Origin of the sequence: Microbacterium sp. Leaf151 (assembly GCF_001424225.1) — a bacterium.
Classification (GTDB): Bacteria; Actinomycetota; Actinomycetes; order Actinomycetales; family Microbacteriaceae; genus Microbacterium.
The window spans coordinates 169,238-187,974 of record NZ_LMOR01000001.1 but is presented as its reverse complement, the minus strand read 5'-3'; the positions used below and the strand labels follow the sequence as shown (position 1 = coordinate 187,974).

General features: G+C 70.8%; 13 protein-coding genes. 7 read left to right on the top strand and 6 right to left on the bottom strand.

All coding sequences use genetic code 11. The features are described from left to right. Positions 1 to 10: 10 nt before the first annotated feature. Both ASF76_RS00755 and ASF76_RS00750 read right to left on the bottom strand, forming a co-directional pair. Positions 11 to 1,372 carry an MFS transporter gene (locus tag ASF76_RS00755; protein ID WP_055953256.1) on the bottom strand — a complete coding sequence of 454 codons (1,362 nt, stop codon included), beginning with the start codon at positions 1,370 to 1,372 and terminating at the stop codon, positions 11 to 13. A gap of 8 nt (positions 1,373 to 1,380) precedes the next feature. Further along, positions 1,381 to 1,842 (bottom strand): MarR family winged helix-turn-helix transcriptional regulator, encoded by a 462-nt coding sequence (locus ASF76_RS00750; RefSeq protein WP_055951529.1) that lies wholly within the window; start codon positions 1,840 to 1,842, stop codon positions 1,381 to 1,383. A gap of 156 nt (positions 1,843 to 1,998) precedes the next feature. On the opposite strand from ASF76_RS00750, the gene ASF76_RS00745 reads away from it, so the two are divergent. Next, positions 1,999 to 2,874 (top strand): alpha/beta fold hydrolase, encoded by an 876-nt coding sequence (locus tag ASF76_RS00745; RefSeq protein WP_055951526.1) that lies wholly within the window; start codon positions 1,999 to 2,001, stop codon positions 2,872 to 2,874. Between the two features lie 174 nt (positions 2,875 to 3,048). Here the strand turns inward: ASF76_RS00745 and ASF76_RS00740 are convergent, their stop codons facing one another. Further along, positions 3,049 to 7,260, bottom strand: coding sequence for a hypothetical protein (locus tag ASF76_RS00740; protein ID WP_055951523.1), 4,212 nt, complete (start codon positions 7,258 to 7,260; stop codon positions 3,049 to 3,051). Positions 7,261 to 7,640: 380 nt separating this feature from the next. Here ASF76_RS00740 and ASF76_RS00735 point away from each other — a divergent pair, with 380 nt between their 5' ends. Genes ASF76_RS00735 through ASF76_RS00710 form a run of 6 tightly spaced genes read left to right on the top strand, consistent with a single transcriptional unit; the run spans position 7,641 to position 14,987 of the window. Continuing rightward, entirely contained in the window at positions 7,641 to 8,840 is a 1,200-nt protein-coding gene (locus ASF76_RS00735; protein WP_055951519.1) for an inositol-3-phosphate synthase, read from the top strand. Further along, positions 8,837 to 9,703: an SCO3242 family prenyltransferase gene (locus ASF76_RS00730; RefSeq protein WP_055953253.1), complete on the top strand. Its 867-nt coding sequence runs from the start codon at positions 8,837 to 8,839 to the stop codon at positions 9,701 to 9,703. Before ASF76_RS00735 ends, ASF76_RS00730 begins: the two co-directional genes overlap by 4 nt. After that, positions 9,700 to 11,436, top strand: a complete 1,737-nt coding sequence (locus ASF76_RS17265) for an EboA domain-containing protein (protein WP_200936060.1) — start codon at positions 9,700 to 9,702, stop codon at positions 11,434 to 11,436. Before ASF76_RS00730 ends, ASF76_RS17265 begins: the two co-directional genes overlap by 4 nt. A 1-nt stretch (position 11,437) precedes the next feature. Then, positions 11,438 to 12,322: a TatD family hydrolase gene (locus ASF76_RS00720; protein WP_055951518.1), complete on the top strand. Its 885-nt coding sequence runs from the start codon at positions 11,438 to 11,440 to the stop codon at positions 12,320 to 12,322. Beyond that, a complete protein-coding gene (gene eboE, locus ASF76_RS00715; RefSeq protein ID WP_156459072.1) occupies positions 12,322 to 13,608 on the top strand; it encodes a metabolite traffic protein EboE in 1,287 nt (428 codons plus the stop codon). Before ASF76_RS00720 ends, eboE begins: the two co-directional genes overlap by 1 nt. Further along, complete coding sequence (locus ASF76_RS00710) at positions 13,605 to 14,987, top strand: nucleotide pyrophosphatase/phosphodiesterase family protein (RefSeq protein ID WP_055951515.1); 1,383 nt, start codon at positions 13,605 to 13,607, stop codon at positions 14,985 to 14,987. The genes eboE and ASF76_RS00710 overlap by 4 nt, the downstream gene beginning before the upstream one ends. Positions 14,988 to 15,219: 232 nt before the next feature. On the opposite strand, the gene ASF76_RS00705 is transcribed toward ASF76_RS00710, so the two are convergent. The 3 genes from ASF76_RS00705 to ASF76_RS00695 form a co-directional block, all read right to left on the bottom strand. Then, positions 15,220 to 16,224 (bottom strand): sugar phosphate isomerase/epimerase family protein, encoded by a 1,005-nt coding sequence (locus ASF76_RS00705; RefSeq protein ID WP_055951512.1) that lies wholly within the window; start codon positions 16,222 to 16,224, stop codon positions 15,220 to 15,222. Positions 16,225 to 16,263: 39 nt separating this feature from the next. Further along, a complete protein-coding gene (locus tag ASF76_RS00700) occupies positions 16,264 to 17,451 on the bottom strand; it encodes a Gfo/Idh/MocA family protein (protein ID WP_055953249.1) in 1,188 nt (395 codons plus the stop codon). 92 nt (positions 17,452 to 17,543) lie between these two features. Next, complete coding sequence (locus ASF76_RS00695) at positions 17,544 to 18,593, bottom strand: substrate-binding domain-containing protein (protein ID WP_055951510.1); 1,050 nt, start codon at positions 18,591 to 18,593, stop codon at positions 17,544 to 17,546. Positions 18,594 to 18,737: the final 144 nt, after the last annotated feature.

Below are 18,737 nucleotides of genomic sequence, written 5' to 3'. Positions count from 1 at the left end.
CAGGAGTCGATCAGGTCCCGTGGCGGGGGCGGTGCACGGGGCGCGGAGCGCGCTCGCCGGGCGGCAGTGGGATCGGGGTCGTGCCGGCGATCTCGTCGCTGAAATCCTCGGGCTCGGGCGGGATCGTCCGGATGGGGCGCGTCTCATCGACGGTGAGGCGGAACCGCTTGGTCTCGTGGCGGTGCACGCGTCCCGACGCCAGCGTCCACGCGACGCCGACCCCGCACGCGAGGAGCGCGACGGCGGCGGCCAGTCCGATCGCCGTGCGTGGTCCGAACTCCGTGGCCACGGCACCCACGATCGGAGCGCCGACCGGGGTGCCGCCGAGCAGGATCGCCATGTAGAGCGCGATCACCCGGCCGCGCAACGACGGGTCGGTGGTGGTCTGCACGTAGCCGTTCGCGGTGGTGAGCGTTGTCACGACGCAGAAGCCGGTGAGCACGAGCGTGGCGGCGTACGTGGCGTAGCTGGGGGCGAGCACCGACAGGGCGGATGCCACGGCGAAGCCGCCGGTCCCCACCACCACGACGCGCATCCGAGCGCGATCACGGCGCGCGGCCAGGAGGGCGCCGGCGAGCGAGCCGATGGCGACGAACGAGCTGAGCAGCCCGAACCCGTCGGCGCCGCGGCCGAATTCGAGGGCCATCGTGGAGGCGAAGATCGGGAAGTTCATGCCGAAGGCGCCCAGCAGGAACACCATGACGAAGATGACGACGAGGTCGGGGCGCCGCGCGACGTAGCGGAAGCCGTCGGCGAGGCGAGCGGGACCGTTCCGCCGGGCGCGGGCGACGAGCTCGTGCGGCCGCATCATCAGCAGCGCGCCGAGCATCGCGAGGAACGTCACGGCGTTGACGAGGAACACCCACCCGGTGCCGACGAGCACGATCATCACTCCGGCGACGGCCGGGCCGATGAGTCGGGCGGTGTTGAACGACGCGGCGTTCAGCGCCACGGCGTTGGAGGCATTCTCTTGCGATACGAGGTCGGATACGAACGCCTGCCGTGCGGGGTTGTCGAACGCCGTCGCCATGCCGAGGGCCAGCGCGAAGCCGTACATGAGGGGGAGCGTCATCGCTCCGACGAGCAGCAGGATGCCGAGACTCACGGCGAGCGCGAGAAGGGCGCCCTGCGTGCACATGATGAGCTTGCGACGGTCGAAGCGGTCGGCGACCCATCCGGTGACGCCGACCAGCAGAAGCGGCGGGGCGAACTGCAGGGCCATCGTGACGCCCATCGCGGCGGCGTCGTTGTCGGTGAGCTGCGTGAGGACCACCCAGTTCTGGGCGGTGGCCTGCATCCAGGCGCCGACGTTGGAGACGAGTGCTCCGATGAACCAGACGCGGTAGTTGAAGATCGACAGCGACCGGAACATCGATGTGCTCACTTGTCGGCCACCTTCCTCATGATCAGGGCTGCGCGGGCCAGCGTTTCCCGTTCGTCGGGGGTCAGGTCGGCGAGCGACTCCTCGAGGAAGGCGTCGCGCCGGCGGACGGTCTCGTCGACGATCGTGCGGCCATAGGCGGTGAGATCGATGCTCACCCGACGGCGGTCGACGGCATCCGGGGTGCGGGTGATGTAGCCGGCTTCTTCGAGAAGAGAGACGGTGCGGTTCATCGATGGCGCGGTGACGCGCTCACGATCGGCCAGTTGACCGAGCGTGTGCGCGCCGTGCACCGTCAGCGCGGCGAGGACGGCGAACTGCCCGTCGCTCATGGTGTCGACGGCTCGTTGCGCCCGGAGGCGGCGAGCCAGTCGGAACGTGGCCATGCGCAACTCGGAAGCTGCGGCGCTGTGGTCAGGAATGTTGTCGGTGAGGGGGGATTCGTCGACGCTGTCATTCATATTCCTGATCGTTAGCATAACTCATTAGCCGTGCTAACGGAATGGATGCCGCGCCCCGACCGTCCCGCGGAGGGTCCGGGGGCTTCGACGGGCTCAGCCCCCTGCGTCGTGCGGTGCCCGAGGGTCGCCGGAGCGTCGCCGTCGTACACTCGCCCCATGCCCGAGTTCGTCGACGCCTACGGCATCCCGATCGTCTACGACGTGTACGAGGCCGCTGAGCCGCGCGCGGTGGTCCAGCTGCTGCACGGCGTCGGTGAGCACGCGGGTCGCTACGCGGCCCTCATCGAGGCGCTCGTCGCGAACGGCTACACCGTGTACGCCGACGATCACCGGGGACACGGACGCACCGGCCTTCGGCAGTGGGGCGGTGACCACGGCAAGCTCGGACGACTCGGCCCGGGCGGGATGGATGCCGCGCGCGACGCCGTCTGGACGCTGACGCAGCGCGTCCGCGACGAGCACCCCGACCTGCCCCTCGTACTGCTCGGCCACTCGTGGGGGTCGTTCCTGGCGCAGATGCTGCTGGATCGGCATCCCGAAGCCTTCGACGCCGTCATCTTGAGCGGGTCCGCCCTGCGGTGGCCGGGCTCGCTCAACGCCGGGGATCTGAACGCCCCGTGGGCGCACCTGCACGGCTCGGGGATGGAATGGCTCTCGAGCGACGAGCAGGTCGGTCGCGACTTCGTCGCCGACCCGCTCACCACGTCGACTCCGCTGCTGCGGCTCTTCGGGCCGATCGAGGCGGCGAAGCTGTTCGGTCGTCCGCGGCGGAACCTCGGTCGTGATGTGCCGGTGCTGCTGATGGTGGGGCGCGACGACACCGTCGGCGGCCCCCGCAGCGTGCACAAGCTGGCGGATGCCTACCGCGGTCGCGCCGGTCTGACCGACGTGACGACGAGGGTCTACCCGGGCGCCCGACACGAGATCTTCGCCGAGGTGCAGCAGGCCGAGGTGCGCGCGGATCTGCTCGCCTGGCTCGATGCGCGCGTGCCGGCGTGGGGATCCCTCCCGTCCGACGGTATCCGCGCCTGATCTGCGCCCGGACGAGCGGGTACCCCGGTCGCCGGATGCCGCTTCGCCCGCTGCCGCGCGCGGCGTCCGTGCCCACGCGAACCAGGGGCCGGATGCCCCCGATGCACCCGGCCCCTCTCGCCCCCCACGGTGGGTGACCGCCCCCGCGGCCCCCACCGTGGGCCTCGTCGCGCCCTACTCGCGAGGATGCTCTCCGGTCGGTGACGTCGGTGCGGTCCGCTGCAGTCGCGCTCGCCGCCGCAGGACGACGATCATCGCGCCGAGCACGAGCAGCCCGAGAGCCGCGACCGCGAGGCCGGCCACGGGTGGGGTCCCCGTCGTGGCGAGTCCGTCCGCCCGTCCAGCCTCGGCGGGAGCGGCTGCCGGTGCCGACGTGTCCGACGACGCGGAAACGGAGGGCGACGCCGAGGGCGACGGTTCCGCGGTCGGGACCGGGGAAGGGCCGGTCCCGGCGGGGACGACGTCGACCGTCACGATCTGAGCGTCGGAGTTGCCCGCGCCGGGTTCACCGACGATCTTCTGATACAGCTGGTGGCGTCCGAGCGACTTCGGCGTCCACATGAAGTGGGCGTGCCCCTCCCCGTCTGCTCCGATTCCCTGCAGCGTGGTCGAGACGAGGAGCTTTCCTCCCTCCTCGGGCAGGCCGTCATAGACCAGCACGGTCTGATGCGACGCCGAGGTGGCGTCCGCGTCCGCGGTCACGTAGCCCTTGACCGGCACACCCACCTGCAACTCGGGAACCGGCGAGGTCTCGGTGAGGGTGGCGTGCTCGGCGACGTCGTCGTCGAATCCGCCGCCCACGAGGTGCACGTTGGCATCCGGGATCGGGGTGGCCGTCGATGCGACGGAACGCGCGATCGAGGCGGCCGCCGGCGTCGAGTCCCCCGACGTCCCCACGACGGTGACCGTGTGGAAGCCCTGGTTGTTGCTTGCGCAAGCGGTGGTCTGACGCGTCCCGGTCATCGGGTCCACCATGTAGCCGTCGGAGTCGATGGCGGCACCGCCTCCGGGCATGAAGGTGGGGTTCACGGCGGCCTTGGGGCAGACGGTGTTCGCGCCCGATGCGTTGGCCCGCAGGGGGTGCACCTCGGCTTTCGGGTCGCCGTTGCGATTGAGCTGCACGAAGACGTTCCACGTCACGTGGTCCTTCGGCCCCGAGGTGCCGGTCGCGGTCCAGGGGTCGGAGTAGATCGTCTGGATCCCTCGCGCGTCGAGGCTGGCGAGTGTCTTGTCGCTTCCGATCTGCACGGGGGCCGCCAGTGGCATACCCGTCTTGGCGTCCACCCGGACGGCGAAGAAGCTCACCGTGGTGTTCTCCGCCGGGACGAGGCTGAAGTTGTGCACGGGCACGCCGAAGGTGACCTGATCGCCGGCCACCGGCGCCGAGGCGTAAGCGACGGCATCCTGTGGGCCGTTGGGGCTTGCCTGCAGCACCTCGAAGCCTCGGATCTCCTGCCGCGAGAAGCGTGTCGTCATCCGCGGGATCTGGCTGATGGAACCTTCGACCACGTCGATGTCGATGGTGTGGGGCAGGTTGAGGGCCGGGTCCGCGACGTCGCCGTAGTTATCGGTCCAGAAGCTGTTCTGAGCCGGGACGATGTTGACGGCGTTCGAGAGCTTCTGCACACCCGCCTTGTCGTAGTAGTAGTACGAGGTGAAGTCGTAGTCATCGGCAGAGGTGCCGTCGACCTGGATGCGCAGCGACTGACTCGACGACGCGTCCGTCGAGCCGATCGTGGCGCCCCCGAACCTCTGCTCCGCGTCGAACGACTGCCCGAGCTTCACCTTCGTCGACGAATTCACCCCGAATCCCACCTTCGCCTCGGCGGACTCCTTGGCCTCGACGCTCTGCGCGAACGTGAGATCCGACGACACCGTGGTCTTCTCCCCCGTCGCCTCGGAGACGGTGATCGTCTTCGACGAGACCACCCCGCCGGGCGTGAACGCCATCTTGTCGATGAGCGCCGCCTTCTTCGGGCCGGCTTTTCCCGCCGTGATCACCGAGTACGCCCCCGGTTCCTCGACTGCTTCGGGGTAGGAGAGCAGATTGCCGTTGAGCCAGGTGGGCTGGTACCAGTCGAGGGACTTCCCGGCCACGTCGGCCTGGACCTCGACCGTCGACGAGGGCACGGCCACGTCGAAGAATGCGTGGCAGGTTCCTCCGCAGTCGCTGTCCCCGGTCGCCGCGGAGACGTCTCCCGCGCCGATGACGGGATAGCGGAAGACCGTCGTGGACATCGCCTTGGTGACGAGGAGGTCGTCGTTGATGGTCTCGCTGGACGACTTCCGAGAGATCGTCGAGGATGACTCGTTGTCATTCACGGTCGCCTCCTCCGACTTCTTGGAGAAGCTCCCCTTCAGCTCGAAGCTCAGGTCCGTTGCACCGACGAAGGGCAGACCCGCCTCCCAGTTGGTCTTCACGGATGCCGACTCTCCGACGCCGATGGAGGTCGCGGTGTCCGTGGTCACGGTCGTGGTGCTCGTCTCGTCTTTCTCCGTCTCGAGGGACAGGAAGGTGTTCGACGACCAGCTGTAGGTATCGAGACCGGATTCGCCCGTCGTCTCGTCGTAGAGCCAGTCCATGTGAACGGGCGGTGCGGCGGCGATCACGACGGGCGCCGCGTTGCTGGGCACCTCGATGACCAGAGGTGCACCCACGCGCAGCGAGGAGTTGTCCTGGTCGTAGGCGGTCAGGGTGGCGCTCTTGGTCGGATCGAACCGCAGCGACGTCGGGGCGGCACCGAGGGTCTTCGTCGACGGAGCCCAGGTCAGCATGGTGAGTTGTCCGGTTTTGCCGTTGACCGTCGCCGCGCCCCACCGGGGAGGTGTCGCCGCGGTGGCGTCGCGGCCCGCGTAGCCGCCGGGAGCGAGCTGGACGGGCGGCCTGTGCGGGTGGGGGTACTGCCGGACGAAAGCGAGCCGGTCGGCTGCGGTGTCGTCCTCCGTCGGATCGACGAAGGATTCGTCCGCGTAGCTGAGGCAGGTCGCGCCCTGTCGGCCGCCGCCTACGAGCGTTTCGTCGCCGACGCTGGCCGTGTTCACGCCGTAGGCGTAGTAACAGGTGTAGGGGGAGACCCGCCACTGGTAGTAGCCGATCTCGGGGACGTCGCTCTGCACGACGGTGTCGACGATCATGGTCGCGTACGCGAACATCACCTGGCGTCGATCGGTGGCGGACGGGTCGCTGCCGGCCGCGAGGAACGCCGGCTCGAGGCGATGGGTTACCGAGCACCATCTTCCGGAACCGGTCTCCGCGCACCCGGTGTTCGTGGAGATGTCGTGCCCGCGCGGGTTGTCGTTGATCAGCTGAACCACCGACGATGCGACGGTGAAGTCCTCCTTCTTGAAGTCCGCGGTCTCCATCCAGACCGACACCTGGTTGACGTCCGTGTAGCTCACGGCCAACTGCGCCTTCCCGAGTCCGGCGAAGTCCCCGGCGGCGACGGCGTACACCGTCGAGACGGGGACGTTCTTGCCGACGGCGAACGTGGCGGTGGCGTCGGCTCGATCCACGGTGGTCTGATCCGGTGCGACGTAGGAGATGAAAGCCACCTTGAAGGCGCCCGCGGAGTTCTGGTAGACCACTGCGATCTCGTTCTCCGAGTCGCCGTTGAAGTCGGCGATCTCCACCCCGACCATGCCGGTGACCTGGTCATCGGTGAATCCCGTGACGTCGGTGGAGGCGAGGCCGCCCGGCTGGTTGTAATCGACGATGGCGACGTGGAGCTGGTGTGCGCCGTCGACGTGGGCCACGGCGGCTTCGTCGCCGTAGTTGCCCGCCTCGGTCACGGCGCGGTCCAGATCGCCCACGGCGAGGTCGGACGCCAGCGTCGCGTCTTTCGGCAGCGGGGTGGACCACGTCGGCAGCGTCGGGCTGTCCTGGCCGTCGTCGTCGACGGACGTCACGGGTTCGACCTCTGCGGTGGTGTCCTCGAGCGAGAGGGAAGCGAACTCATCCTGCGTCCGGAAGTGCAGGGCCAGGACGCGTTCGTCGTCGTCGTCGACGAACCGCCCCGAAGCCGTTGGGAAGTTCGCGTGCAGCTCGGAGTCGGGGTCGGTCGGTCCGGTGGCGACCTCCACGGGCTGCGCGCCCGACAAGCTGGCCGTGTAGGCGGTGGCGGTGTGCGTCGCATCCGCGGGCTGGACGAGCAGCTTGTCGCTGGAGATGAGGATGCTCGACGCCGGCGCGCCGAGCGGGTCGACGCGTGTGGCGGCCGAATCCGCAGGGAGTTGCTTCGGGGTGACGGCCGTGTCGCCGGGCGACGCCGCCCAGGCGGGGACGGTGACGGGTCCGACGACGAGCGCTGCGGTCAGGGCCGCGACGGTGGCGATCAGCGCACCGCGGCCTTTCGGGCGCGCGCGATCGCGGTGGGGGATGGTGGGCATGGCTGTGCGGTCCTCGCTCTGGCCGGGTTTCGGTGGGCGGGAGCACAGGGCTGCCACGCTGGCTCAGTATGCGCACCGGCTGATTCGGGCCGGAAGAGCCGCTTGCGGTCATGTCCGCAACAGGGCATCGACTCGATCGGCGGCGCGAAAGCCCCGTCCCGCCATCATGCGGATCTTGCGCCCATTGGCTTCACCTTTTGGTTGCTATCCCGCAAAAGCCTGGGTACTGTCGGAAGGGCCGGGGGACCTCGACGTCGAGGCCCCCCGCATCCCCGAACCGCCCGCCATCCCCCTGGAGCGCGCCCCTCATCCGGTCCCCGAGACCGGTCGATGGCGCGCGCCCGGATCGCCACGTCCCTCAACGAAGAACGGATCCCCGCGTGAACACTTCGGACCCCTCGACCACCCCCGACGTCGGAGCCTGGTTCATCGGCGCGCGAGGATCGCTCGCCACCACGGCGACGATCGGCATCCATGCCCTCGCCCTCGGCGTCGCCTCGCCGATCGGGCTCACCACCGAGACCGACGCCGTGCGCGTCGCAGAATTCCCGGAGATCACCGACATCGTCGTCGGCGGACATGACATCTCCACGACCCCTCTCGAAGAGCGCGCCGAGCACCTCGCGGCCGGCGGCATGTTCCCCGCGGCGCTCGTCGACGCCGTGCGCGAGCGGCTCCGCGCCACCGAGGCGAACCTTCGCGTCGTGCCCACCCTCACCGCCACGCAGCAGGAGGAGATCGACCTGCTCGCCGCCGACATCATGGACTTCCGCGACCGTCACGGTCTGCGGGAGGTCGTCGTGATCGACGTCTCCTCGACCGAACCGCTCCCGCCGTACCACCCCGGATTCGACGACGACGAGGCCCTGCAGACCGCCCTCACCACCCCGGGGGTGCGGGTGCTCCCGCCGAGTTCTCGCGCCGCCCTCGCCGCCATCGCGGCCGGTGCCGCCTACGCCGCGTTCACCCCCTCGGCATCCCTGAACCTCCCCGTGCTGCGCGCACGGGCGGAGCGTGCGGGCATCGCCTACGCCGGTCAGGACGGCAAGACGGGCGAGACGCTCCTTCGCACGGTGCTCGCACCGATGTTCGCCGCGCGCGGCTTCCGCGTGCAGTCGTGGGCGGGCACCAACCTGCTCGGCGGCGGCGACGGCGCCACGCTGGCCGACCCGGAGGCCGTGCGCTCCAAGCTCGTGTCGAAGAACCGCGGGCTGCACGCCCTCGTCGGCGACGACGTCGTCACCCCCCTGCACATCGACAACGTGCCCGACCTCGGCGACGTCAAGACCGCGTGGGATCACGTGAGCGCGACCGGGTTCCTCGGCAGCCGGGTGACGCTCCAGACCACGTGGAGTGCGTACGACTCCGCGCTCGCCGCGCCCCTGGTGATCGACCTCGTGCGATCGCTGTCGCTGGCCACCCGCGCCGGTCACGCCGGCGTCGTCCCCGCCCTCGGCTGCTTCTTCAAGGACCCGTGGGGCAGCGACGTGCACGGCTTCGGTGAGCAGACGGCGCAGTTCATCGCGTGGGTGCACGAGACCGCGGCCGCCGTCGCTGCGGCGCGGGTCGCCGCACCGTGACACGGGCCGCGGACTACCTCGACCTCGTCCGCGCCCCCGCGTCGCTGACCGTGCTCGGCGACGCCCTGGTCGGTGCGCTCAGCGCGCGCGGCCCGGGCGGTGACGGCGCGGTGCGCGCCGGTGCGCTCGCCGCGTCGTCGGTGTGCCTGTACAGCGCCGGGATGGCCCTGAACGACTGGGCGGATGCCGATCTCGACGCCGTCGAACGACCGGAGCGCCCTATCCCGTCGGGGCGCATCTCGCGGTCGCGCGCACTCGCCGTCGGCGCGGGTCTCACGCTCTTGGGCGTCGGCTCGGCGTTCGTCGCCGGGCGCCGCTCGGGCGCGGTGTCGCTCGCTCTCGCGGGCGCGCTGTGGGCGTACGACCTCGTGTTCAAGCCCACGGCGGCGGGTCCGGTCGTGATGGCCGCCTGCCGCGGACTCGACGTGATGATGGGCGCCGCGGGACCGGGGTGGCGCCGAGCGCTTCTTCCGGCCGGTGCCGTCGCCGCCCACACGGTCGCTGTGACCGCCGTCTCGCGCGGAGAGGTCGACGGCTCCACGCGCACCACCGGCCGCGCCGCCGTTGCCACGAGCGTCGCCGTCGCGGCATCCGGTCTCGCGGGTCCGGGCGACCGGGCGGCCGCCGCTCTCGGCGGCGCCCGCTACCTCGCCGCCGTGCTGCCGGGGCACCTCGCCCTCGCCCGCGACCCCCACGCGGCGCACGCGCGGACCGCCACCCGTGCGGGCATCCGCGCGGTCGTGCCGCTGCAGGCCGCACTGGCCGCTCGCGCCGGTTCGACGATCGCCACCGTCGCGCTGCTCGGCATCGAGGTCATCGGCCTCGCGCTCGGGCGCCGCCGCTCCCGAGGAGACATCACATGAACGACGTGCCCTGGAGTTGGGGATACGGCACCAACGGTTTCACCGATCACCCGCTGCCGGCGGCGCTCGACGTGTTGCAGGGCGAGGGGTACACCGCCGTGGCCCTCACTCTCGGCCACCCGCACCTCGACCCGTTCGCCCCGGATTGGCGTGCCCAGGCCGAGTCACAGGCCGCCGACCTCCGCGGCCGGGGCATGCGCGTCGTCGTCGAGACCGGCACCCGCTACCTGCTCGATCCCGTGCGCAAGCACCGTCCGACGCTCGTCGACCGCAACGCCGAGCCGCGCATGGTGTTCCTCCGTCGTGCCGTCGAGATCGCCGCGATCCTCGACGCGGAGTGCGTGTCGCTGTGGAGCGGTGTGCTGCCCGACGACGTCACGATCGACGCCGCGCGCGTGCTGCTCGACGAACGCCTGCTCGAGCTCTGCGGTTCCGCCGCGGAGGCGGGCGTCCCCCTCGCCCTCGAGCCCGAACCCGGCATGGTGGTCGAGACCGTCGCCGACGCCCTCGCCGTGCGCGCCCGCATCGGGCATCCTGCCATCCTCGGCGTCACCGTCGACCTCGGGCACTGCGTCGTCGTCGAACCCGACGGAGTGGTGGGGGCTCTGCGCGCCGCGGGCGCCCTGCTGCGCAACGTGCAGGCCGACGACATGCTCCCGCACGCGCACGAACACCTCCCCTTCGGTGAGGGAGTGCTCGACCTGGATGCCGCCCTCGCCACCCTCCGTGAGATCGACTACCGCGGCGTCGTCGCCGTCGAGCTGCCCCGTCACGCGCACGCGGCCCCGGCTCTCGCGCAGGAGAGCATGGCGGCGCTGACCGCCGCGGCGGAGCGCTCCGGCGCGGCCGTTGCGGCTTCGGCGGCTGCGGCGTCGGCGGGGGGAGGGGATTCGGTGACGGGAGGACCGGCCGGGGTCGTGGCATCCTCCGCTCCAGGTATCTCCTCCCGTGGCGCGCGTTCGGTGACGACGGGCGGGTCGGGGAGCAGCGGAGGGTCGACCGCTCCGGTCGAGTCCTCCCCTCCTCCCTCCCCCTCCGCTCATCACGCCCCGAGTGCGGCGAGCGGAGGACCGGGGAGCGGGGGAGGACCCGCCGCGCCCGCGGCATCCTCCGCCGCTTCCTCGCCCTCCGCCGGTCACGCTCCAACGGCCGGTGACTCGTACCCCTGGACGGTCCGCGCCGTCGATGAGGTGCGCACGGATGCCACCCGCGCCGCGCGGCTGTTCGCCTCGGCCGGTCGCGAGGTGGGCCGCGAACCGCTCTCCGCGGAACCCTTCGCGCCGACCGCCGACGACGCCGCCCGCGCCGCGATCGTCGCCGCCCTCGCCGGCAGCGGCGCCGACCCCGCCGTCGCCGCCGCCCTGTACCGACGCGGCGACGACGCCGAGCGGCGCGGGGTGCTGCGCGGGCTCGACGCGATCCCCGATCCCACCCCGGCCTGGCGTGCGGTGGGCCTGGACCTGGTCGTCGACGCTCTCCGCGCCAACGACACCCGCCTCGTCGCCGCCGCCCTCGGATCCTTCGCCGCGGCCCACCTCGACGACCACGCGTGGCGTCACGGCGTGCTGAAGTGCGTGTTCCTCGGCATCCCCCTCTCCGTCGTGGCCGACCTGGGCGCCCGTGCCGACGACGAGCTCGCCGCGATGGCCGCGCGCTTCGCCGAGGAGCGCCGCGCCGCCGGCCGCACCGTGCCCGATGACCTCACCCTCCTGCTCGCTCGTGAAAGGGCCTGACATGCGCATCTTCGATCCCCACATCCACATGACGGCGCGCACCACCGACGACTACGAGGCGATGTACGACGCCGGCGTCCGCGCCCTGGTCGAGCCGGCGTTCTGGCTCGGGCAGCCGCGCACGAGCGTCGGGTCGTTCCTGGACTACTTCGACACGCTGATCGGGTGGGAGAGGTTCCGCGCCGCGCAGTTCGGCATCCGTCATCACTGCACCATCGCCCTGAACCCCAAAGAGGCGAACGACCCGCGCTGCCGCGAGGTGATGTCGGAGCTGCCCCACTACCTGGCGAAGGACGGCGTCGTCGCGGTCGGCGAAACCGGCTACGACTCGATGACCCCCGAGGAGGACGAGATCCTGCATCAGCATCTCGCGCTCGGGATCGAGTTCGACCTCCCCGTTCTCGTGCACACCCCGCACCGCGACAAGGCCGTCGGCACGCAGCGCACGCTCGACGTGGTCGCCGAGTCCGGCATCCCGATGGAACACGTGCTCGTAGACCACCTCAACGAGACCTGCGTCGACACCGTCGCCGACAGCGGCGCGTGGATGGGTTTCTCGATCTACCCCGACACCAAGATGGACGAGCAGCGCGTGGTCGCGATCATGCAGCGCATCGGGCTCGACCGCGTGATCGTCAACTCGGCCGCCGACTGGGGACGCTCCGACCCGCTCAAGACCGCGAAGACGGGACTCGCGATGCTCGACGCCGGCTTCAGCGACGACGACGTCGATCGCATCCTGTGGCGCAACCCCCGTGATTTCTACGCCCAGAGCGGCCGCGTGAACACCGATCCGATCGAGGGCTTCGCCCCGGCGAGCCAGGGACCCGACCTGTTCGAGGGCAACTCGGTGCTGCGCGGCATGGCCTCCCGACAGGGAGCCTGATGCACCTCTCCTACTGCACCAACGTCCATCCCGCCGAAGACCTCGACGGCATCGTCCGTCAGCTCGACGAGCACGCGGGTCCGGTCCGCCGGGCGGCCGGCCCCGACAGGCTCGGCGTCGGACTGTGGATGCCGGTGGGGGTGGCATCCGTCCTGGCCCACGACGAGGGGGCGCGGGCGATCCTGGCCGAAGCTCTCGAGCGCAACGGCCTGGAGCTGCGTACGGTGAACGCCTTCCCGTACCGCGGGTTCCACGACGACGTCGTGAAGCTCGCGGTCTACCGCCCCGACTGGACCACGCCCGAGCGCCTCGACTACACCCTCGATTGCGCGCGCGCGCTGGCGGCGCTGCTGCCGCTCGGTGCCGCGGGCAGCATCTCGACGCTGCCGCTCGGCTGGCGGGAGGGGTGGGATGCCGCGGCCGACGACGCCGCGGAAGGGGCGCTGACCCGTCTGATCGGGGGTCTCGCCGCGATCGAGCGCGAGACCGGTCGCACCGTGCGGGTGGGTATCGAGCCCGAACCGGGCTGCATCCTCGACGACGTCGCCGACGTCGTGGCGTGGCTCGGTGCGCGACCCGCGCTCATCGCCGACGGCCTCCTGGGACTGTGTCTCGACACCTGCCACCTCGCCGTGTCGTTCGCGGACCCCGCCGGGGTGGTCGCCGCGGCGACGGCCGCGGGCGTGCGGATCGTCAAGGTCCAGGCCTCGGTCGCCCTTGAGGTCCCCGACCCCTCCGACCCTCGCAGCATCGCGGCTCTTCGTCCCTTCGCCGAGGAGCGCTACGTGCACCAGGTACGCACCGCTCGTGGGACGCACGCCGCCGACGACCTGCCCGAGGTGCTCGATGCGCGGGAGCCCTGGCCGACGGATCAGCCGTGGCGCGTGCACGTGCACATCCCTCTGCACGCCCGCCCGGAGGCGCCCCTTCGCGCCACGACCGAGGTGCTCCTCGCCGCCGTCGACGCAGTCCTGGAGGCGCCGGGCGGCGTCGACGCGCACCTCGACGTCGAGACGTACACCTGGTCGGTGCTGCCCGCCTCCCTGCAGCCCGCGACGCTCGTCGACGGCATCGCCGCGGAGCTGCGCTGGGTGCGGGAGCACCTGCCGCACGCGGTGACCGGTACGGACCGAAATGCCGCGCCGGCCGGTGCCGCGGCATCCGGGACCGCCACGCCCTCGCCGAGCGCGATCGCCATGGTCGGAGCCACGGTATCCGGCGCGCGATCGGCTCGCGAGGACTTCGCCGCGACGGCATCCGGAATCGACGGCGGGAGCCGCGCATGAGCAAGGTCCTTCTCCTCGACATCGTCGGGCTCACCCCCCGCGCGCTCGCCGCGATGCCCCGGCTCACCGCCCTCGGCCGCTCGGGCGGCCAGACGGGACTCGACACGATCCTGCCCGCCGTCACGTGCAGCGTGCAGTCGACCATGCTCACCGGCCTCGCGCCGCGCGAGCACGGCATCGTCGGCAACGGCTGGTACTTCCGCGGACTCGGCGACCCGCTGCTGTGGCGCCAGCACAACAAGCTCGTCGCCGGCGAGAAGGTGTGGGAGACCGCTCGACGCTCGCGTCCGGAGCTGCGCACCGCCAACCTCGGCTGGTGGTTCGCGATGGGCGCGACCACCGACGTCACCGTCACGCCGCGACCGATTTACCACGCCGACGGGCGTAAGAGCCCCGACGCGTACGTGAGGCCCGCGGCCCTGCACGACCAGCTCGTGGGCGCGCTGGGGGAGTTCCCGTTGTTCCAGTACTGGGGGCCGACCGCGACCATCCGCAGTAGCGCCTGGCTCGCCGAGGCGACACGCGGCTTGATCACCGAACGATGGGGGCCCGCGCCCGATCTCGCGATGGCCTACCTGCCGCACCTCGACTACGACCTTCAGCGTTTCGGGCCGAACAGCGCGCAGGCCGACCGCGCCGCCCGCGAGCTCGACGACACCGTCGGGCCGCTGCTCGATGACGCCGCCGACCGGGGATACACCGTCGTCGCGGTGTCGGAGTACGGCATCGAGCAGGCCACGCGTCCCGTCGACGTCAACCGGGCGCTCCGGCGCGAGGGTCTGCTCGAAGTCTACGTGCAGGACGGGCGCGAGCAGCTCGACCCGTGGACCTCGCGCGCCTTCGCCGTGGCCGACCATCAGGTGGCTCACGTCTACGTTCCGGATGCCGCGGACCTTCCACGCGTCCGTTCGCTTCTGGGGGGACTCGACGGCGTCGACGAAGTTCTCGACCGCGCGGCGCAGGCCCGGTACGGCCTCGACCACGAGCGCTCCGGCGACCTCGTGGTGGTGGCCGAGCCCGGAGCGTGGTTCACCTACTACTTCTGGCTCGACGACGATCGTGCACCCGAGTACGCACGCGGCGTCGACATCCACCGGAAGCCCGGTTACGACCCCGCCGAGCTGTTCTTCGACCCCGCCGACCGCCTGGCCAAGGCCAAGGCCGGAGTGAACCTGGTGAAGAAGAAGCTGGGTCTGCGCTACGCGATGAGCACGGTGCCGCTGGACCCCACCTGCGTCCAAGGGACCCACGGCCGTCTCCCCACCTCGCGGCGGGACGCGCCGATGGTGGTGACGAGCGACGCGGGTCTGCTCCCCGACGTCGAGGCGATGCCCGCGGCCGGTGTTCGCGATCTCGTGCTGCGCGGGCTCGGCGTCTGAGAGGAGCCTGGCGCGCCTGTTCTGGTGACGGAGTTCGTCTCCCGGTGGCTTCGACGAGCTCAGCCACCTCGCTGTGATGGTCCCTGAGCTTGTCGAAGGGACGCCCCGCCCGGCTCGGCCGCCTGCTTGCTCGTCTCTGAGCTTGTCGAGGGGACGCTCCGGCCAGGCGAACAGAAGGGCCGGATGCCCCACGCATCCGGCCCCTCCGTGGGTCGCTTCCGCAGCCCCCCGTTCAGCGCTGGCTGAACGCCGCGTCGAACGCCGCGCCCGAGGGCTCGTACGTCGACAGCTTCCGCACGAAGCCGAGCGCCTCGGGCGCTCCGACCAGGCGGTCCATTCCCGCATCCTCCCACTCGACCGACAGCGGACCGTCGTAGCCGATGGCGTTGAGCATGCGGAACGCGTCCTCCCACGGCACGTCTCCGTGACCGGTGGAGATGAAGTCCCAGCCGCGCCGCGGATCCGCCCACGGCAGGTGCGAGGACAGGCGGCCGTTGCGCCCGTTGGTCAGGCGCTTCTTGGTGTCTTTGCAGTGCACGTGGAAGATCTTGTCCTGGAAGTCCCAGAGGAACGCGACCGGATCGATGTCCTGCCACACCATGTGCGAGGGGTCCCAGTTCAGCCCGAACGCCTCGCGGTGGCCGATGGCCTCCAGCGCCCGCTTCGTCGTCCAGTAGTCGTAGGCGATCTCGGAGGGGTGCACCTCGTGCGCGAAGCGCACACCGACCTCGTCGAAGACGTCGAGGATCGGGTTCCAGCGGTCGGCGAAGTCCTGGTAGCCGGCGTCCACCATCTGCTCGGTGGCGGGCGGGAACATCGCGACGTACTTCCAGATGCTCGAACCGGTGAATCCCGTGACGGTCTTCACCCCCAGCTTGGATGCCAGCCGCGCAGTGTTCTTGAGCTCCTCGGCGGCGCGCTGACGCACGCCCTCGGGGTCGCCGTCGCCCCACACGCGGTCCGACACGATGTCGCGGTGGCGCTGGTCGATGGGGTCGTCGCACACGACCTGACCCTTGAGGTGGTTGGAGATGGTCCACACCGAAAGTCCGTTGCGCTCGAGAACGTCGAGCTTCGCCTGCACGTACTCCTCGTCGTCCCAACGCCAGGGGTCGAGGTGGTCGCCCCAGCAGGCGATCTCGAGGCCGTCGTAGCCCCACTCGCCGGCGAGGCGCGCGACCTCGTCGAAGGGCAGGTCGGCCCACTGGCCGGTGAACAGCGTGATCGGTCGCGTCATCGCGGAAGTCCTCTCATCGGTGCGGATCGGGGTTGCGACTCAGGATGCCGCGAGCGCGCGGTCGGCGGAAGCGAGAACCGGCGCCGCCTCGACGCCCGTCCAGACGCCGTCCGCCTCGGAGCTTCGCGCCACGGCATCCAGCACCTCCTGCACGTGCAGGCCGTCGGCGAACGAGGGCCGGGGGTCGTCGCCCGCGGCGACCGCCTCCACGAAGTCTTTCGCCTGGTGCGAGAAGCCGTGCTCGTAGCCGAGCATGTGACCCGCGGGCCACCAGGCGCCGACGTAGGGGTGTCCGGGCTCTGTGACGAGGATGCGGCGGAAGCCCTGTTCGGTGTCGGGGAGGGTCGCGTCGTAGTACTGCAGTTCGTTGGGGCTCTCCAGATCGAACGAGAGCGAGCCGAGGGAGCCGGCGATCTCGACGCGCAGGGCGTTCTTGCGGCCGAGGCGGAAGCGGGAGGCCTCGAACGAGGCGAGGGCGCCGGACTCCAGGCGACCGGTGAAGAGGGCGAGGTCATCGACGGTCACGGCGCCGCGCTCGGTGCCCGCCGAACCCGACAGGCCCGACGATGAAGCGAGCACGGGGCGCTCGGCGACGATCGTCTCGAGCACGCCCGCGACGCGGGTGAGGCGCTGGCCGGTCATGAACTCGGTGATGTCGACGGCGTGTGCGCCGATGTCGCCGAGGGCGCCGGAACCGGCGCGGTCCTTCTGCAGGCGCCACGTGAGGGGGGCTTCGGCGTCGCTCAGCCAGTCCTGCAGATACTCGGCGCGCACCTGGCGGATGTCGCCCAGGCGGCCGGCGGCGATCAGGTCGCGCGCGAAGGTGGTCGCGGGAAGGCGGCGGTAGGTGAAACCCACCATCGACCGGATGCCGTTGGCGGCGGCGCCCGCCGCGGCATCCGCCATCCGTCGGGCTTCGTCGACGGTGTTGGCGAGGGGCTTCTCGCAGAGCACGTGCTTGCCGGCCTCGAGGGCCGCGATGGCGATCTCGGCGTGCGTGTCGCCGGGGGTGACGATGTCGACGACGTCGATGTCATCTCGCTCGAGCACCTCACGCCAGTCGGTCGAGCTCTCGGCCCACCCCCAGGTCTCGGCGGCGGCCCGCGTGCGGGCGGCATCGCGACCGACGAGGACGCTCATCTCGGGGGTGAGGGGGAGATCGAAGAAACGGGGAGCGACGCGCCATCCCTGGGAGTGCGCGGCGCCCATGAATCCCGCGCCGATCATGGCGATGCGAAGGTGCTGGGTCACGATGAGGTCTTTCTGTGGGGGGAACGAGGACGGGGCGTCCGCGGCGAGCGCGGACGCCCCGTACCAGGTCAGGACTCGAACGACAGATCGATGAAGGACGCCACGTTGTCCTTCGTCACGACCGGTGCGTCCAGCACGATGCGGTTGGGCACGCTCGGGGTGATGAGGTCGCCCGCGGTCTTGCCCTGTGCGATGAGGCGCGCGAGCGCGATGCCGTCGGCGGCCTGCGTCGAGGGGTAGATGACCGTCGCCTGAAGCGGGGTGTCGCCCGCCTCGATGGCCTCCATGGCGTTGCGGCTGCCGGCGCCGCCGACCATGAAGAACTCGTCGCGACCCGACGCCGTGATGGCGGCGAGCACGCCGATGCCCTGGTCGTCGTCGTGGTTCCAGATGGCGTCGATCTTCGGGTTGGCCGAGAGCAGCTGCGAGGTGGACGATTCGCCACCCTGCACGGTGAAGTCGGCGGCGACGCGCGGGCCGACCTCGAGACCGCAGTCCGACAGGGCGTCGGCGAAGCCGGCCGAGCGATCCTGCGTCAGCGGCAGCGAGTCGATGCCGGCGATCTCGGCGACGATGGCGTCGCTGTTGCCCTCGAGCTGCGCGCAGATGTACGTGCCGGCGCTGACGCCCATGCCGTAGTTGTCACCGAGTACGGTCGAGCGAGCGGCGAAGGGGCTGGAGAACTCGCGGTCGACGTTGATGACCGGGATGCCGGCCTCCATCGCCTTGATCGCGACCTCGGTGAGGGCGGCACCGTCGCTGGGCAGCAGGACGATGGCGTCCACGCCGTTGTTGATGAAGGTCTCGACGGCGGCGATCTGCGCGTTGACGTCGTTGGTGCCCTCGGCGACCTGCAGGTCGACGTCGGGGAAGCTCTCGGCGGCGGCGAGCGCACCGGAGTTGATGGCACCGAGCCATCCGTGGTCGGCGGCGGGGCCGGAGAAGCCGATCGTGACGGTGTCGCCGGCGGCGGCGTTCTCCTCGGTGCTGGTGCCCTGGTCGACGACGTTCTCGGCGTCGTTGTTGGAGCTCGTGCAACCGGCGAGCAGGCCGACCGACGCGAGGACGGCGACTCCGGTGAGAACGAGACGGGAACGCGACTTCATCTGTGAGCGCATGTACTTCCTCCTTGAAATGTGATGCAGCGGGGGTCGTCGCGGACGCGGGTCGTCCCGAAGGAAGGGTCCACTCTGACGCCGCTCACGCTAGCAGAAGTATCGGTTCAGTAGTCAACTTTTGATATGAGGCCGATAAAAGTGGAT

Excerpts from the sequence above, each read along its gene's own strand:
- ASF76_RS00755 (WP_055953256.1), bottom strand. The coding sequence starts at position 1,372 with ATGTTCCGGTCGCTGTCGATCTTCAACTACCGCGTCTGGTTCATCGGA.
- ASF76_RS00750 (WP_055951529.1), bottom strand. The coding sequence starts at position 1,842 with ATGAATGACAGCGTCGACGAATCCCCCCTCACCGACAACATTCCTGAC.
- ASF76_RS00745 (WP_055951526.1), top strand. The coding sequence starts at position 1,999 with ATGCCCGAGTTCGTCGACGCCTACGGCATCCCGATCGTCTACGACGTG.
- ASF76_RS00740 (WP_055951523.1), bottom strand. The coding sequence starts at position 7,260 with ATGCCCACCATCCCCCACCGCGATCGCGCGCGCCCGAAAGGCCGCGGT.
- ASF76_RS17265 (WP_200936060.1), top strand. The coding sequence starts at position 9,700 with ATGAACGACGTGCCCTGGAGTTGGGGATACGGCACCAACGGTTTCACC.
- ASF76_RS00720 (WP_055951518.1), top strand. The coding sequence starts at position 11,438 with ATGCGCATCTTCGATCCCCACATCCACATGACGGCGCGCACCACCGAC.
- eboE (WP_156459072.1), top strand. The coding sequence starts at position 12,322 with ATGCACCTCTCCTACTGCACCAACGTCCATCCCGCCGAAGACCTCGAC.
- ASF76_RS00710 (WP_055951515.1), top strand. The coding sequence starts at position 13,605 with ATGAGCAAGGTCCTTCTCCTCGACATCGTCGGGCTCACCCCCCGCGCG.
- ASF76_RS00705 (WP_055951512.1), bottom strand. The coding sequence starts at position 16,224 with ATGACGCGACCGATCACGCTGTTCACCGGCCAGTGGGCCGACCTGCCC.
- ASF76_RS00700 (WP_055953249.1), bottom strand. The coding sequence starts at position 17,451 with ATGATCGGCGCGGGATTCATGGGCGCCGCGCACTCCCAGGGATGGCGC.
- ASF76_RS00695 (WP_055951510.1), bottom strand. The coding sequence starts at position 18,593 with ATGCGCTCACAGATGAAGTCGCGTTCCCGTCTCGTTCTCACCGGAGTC.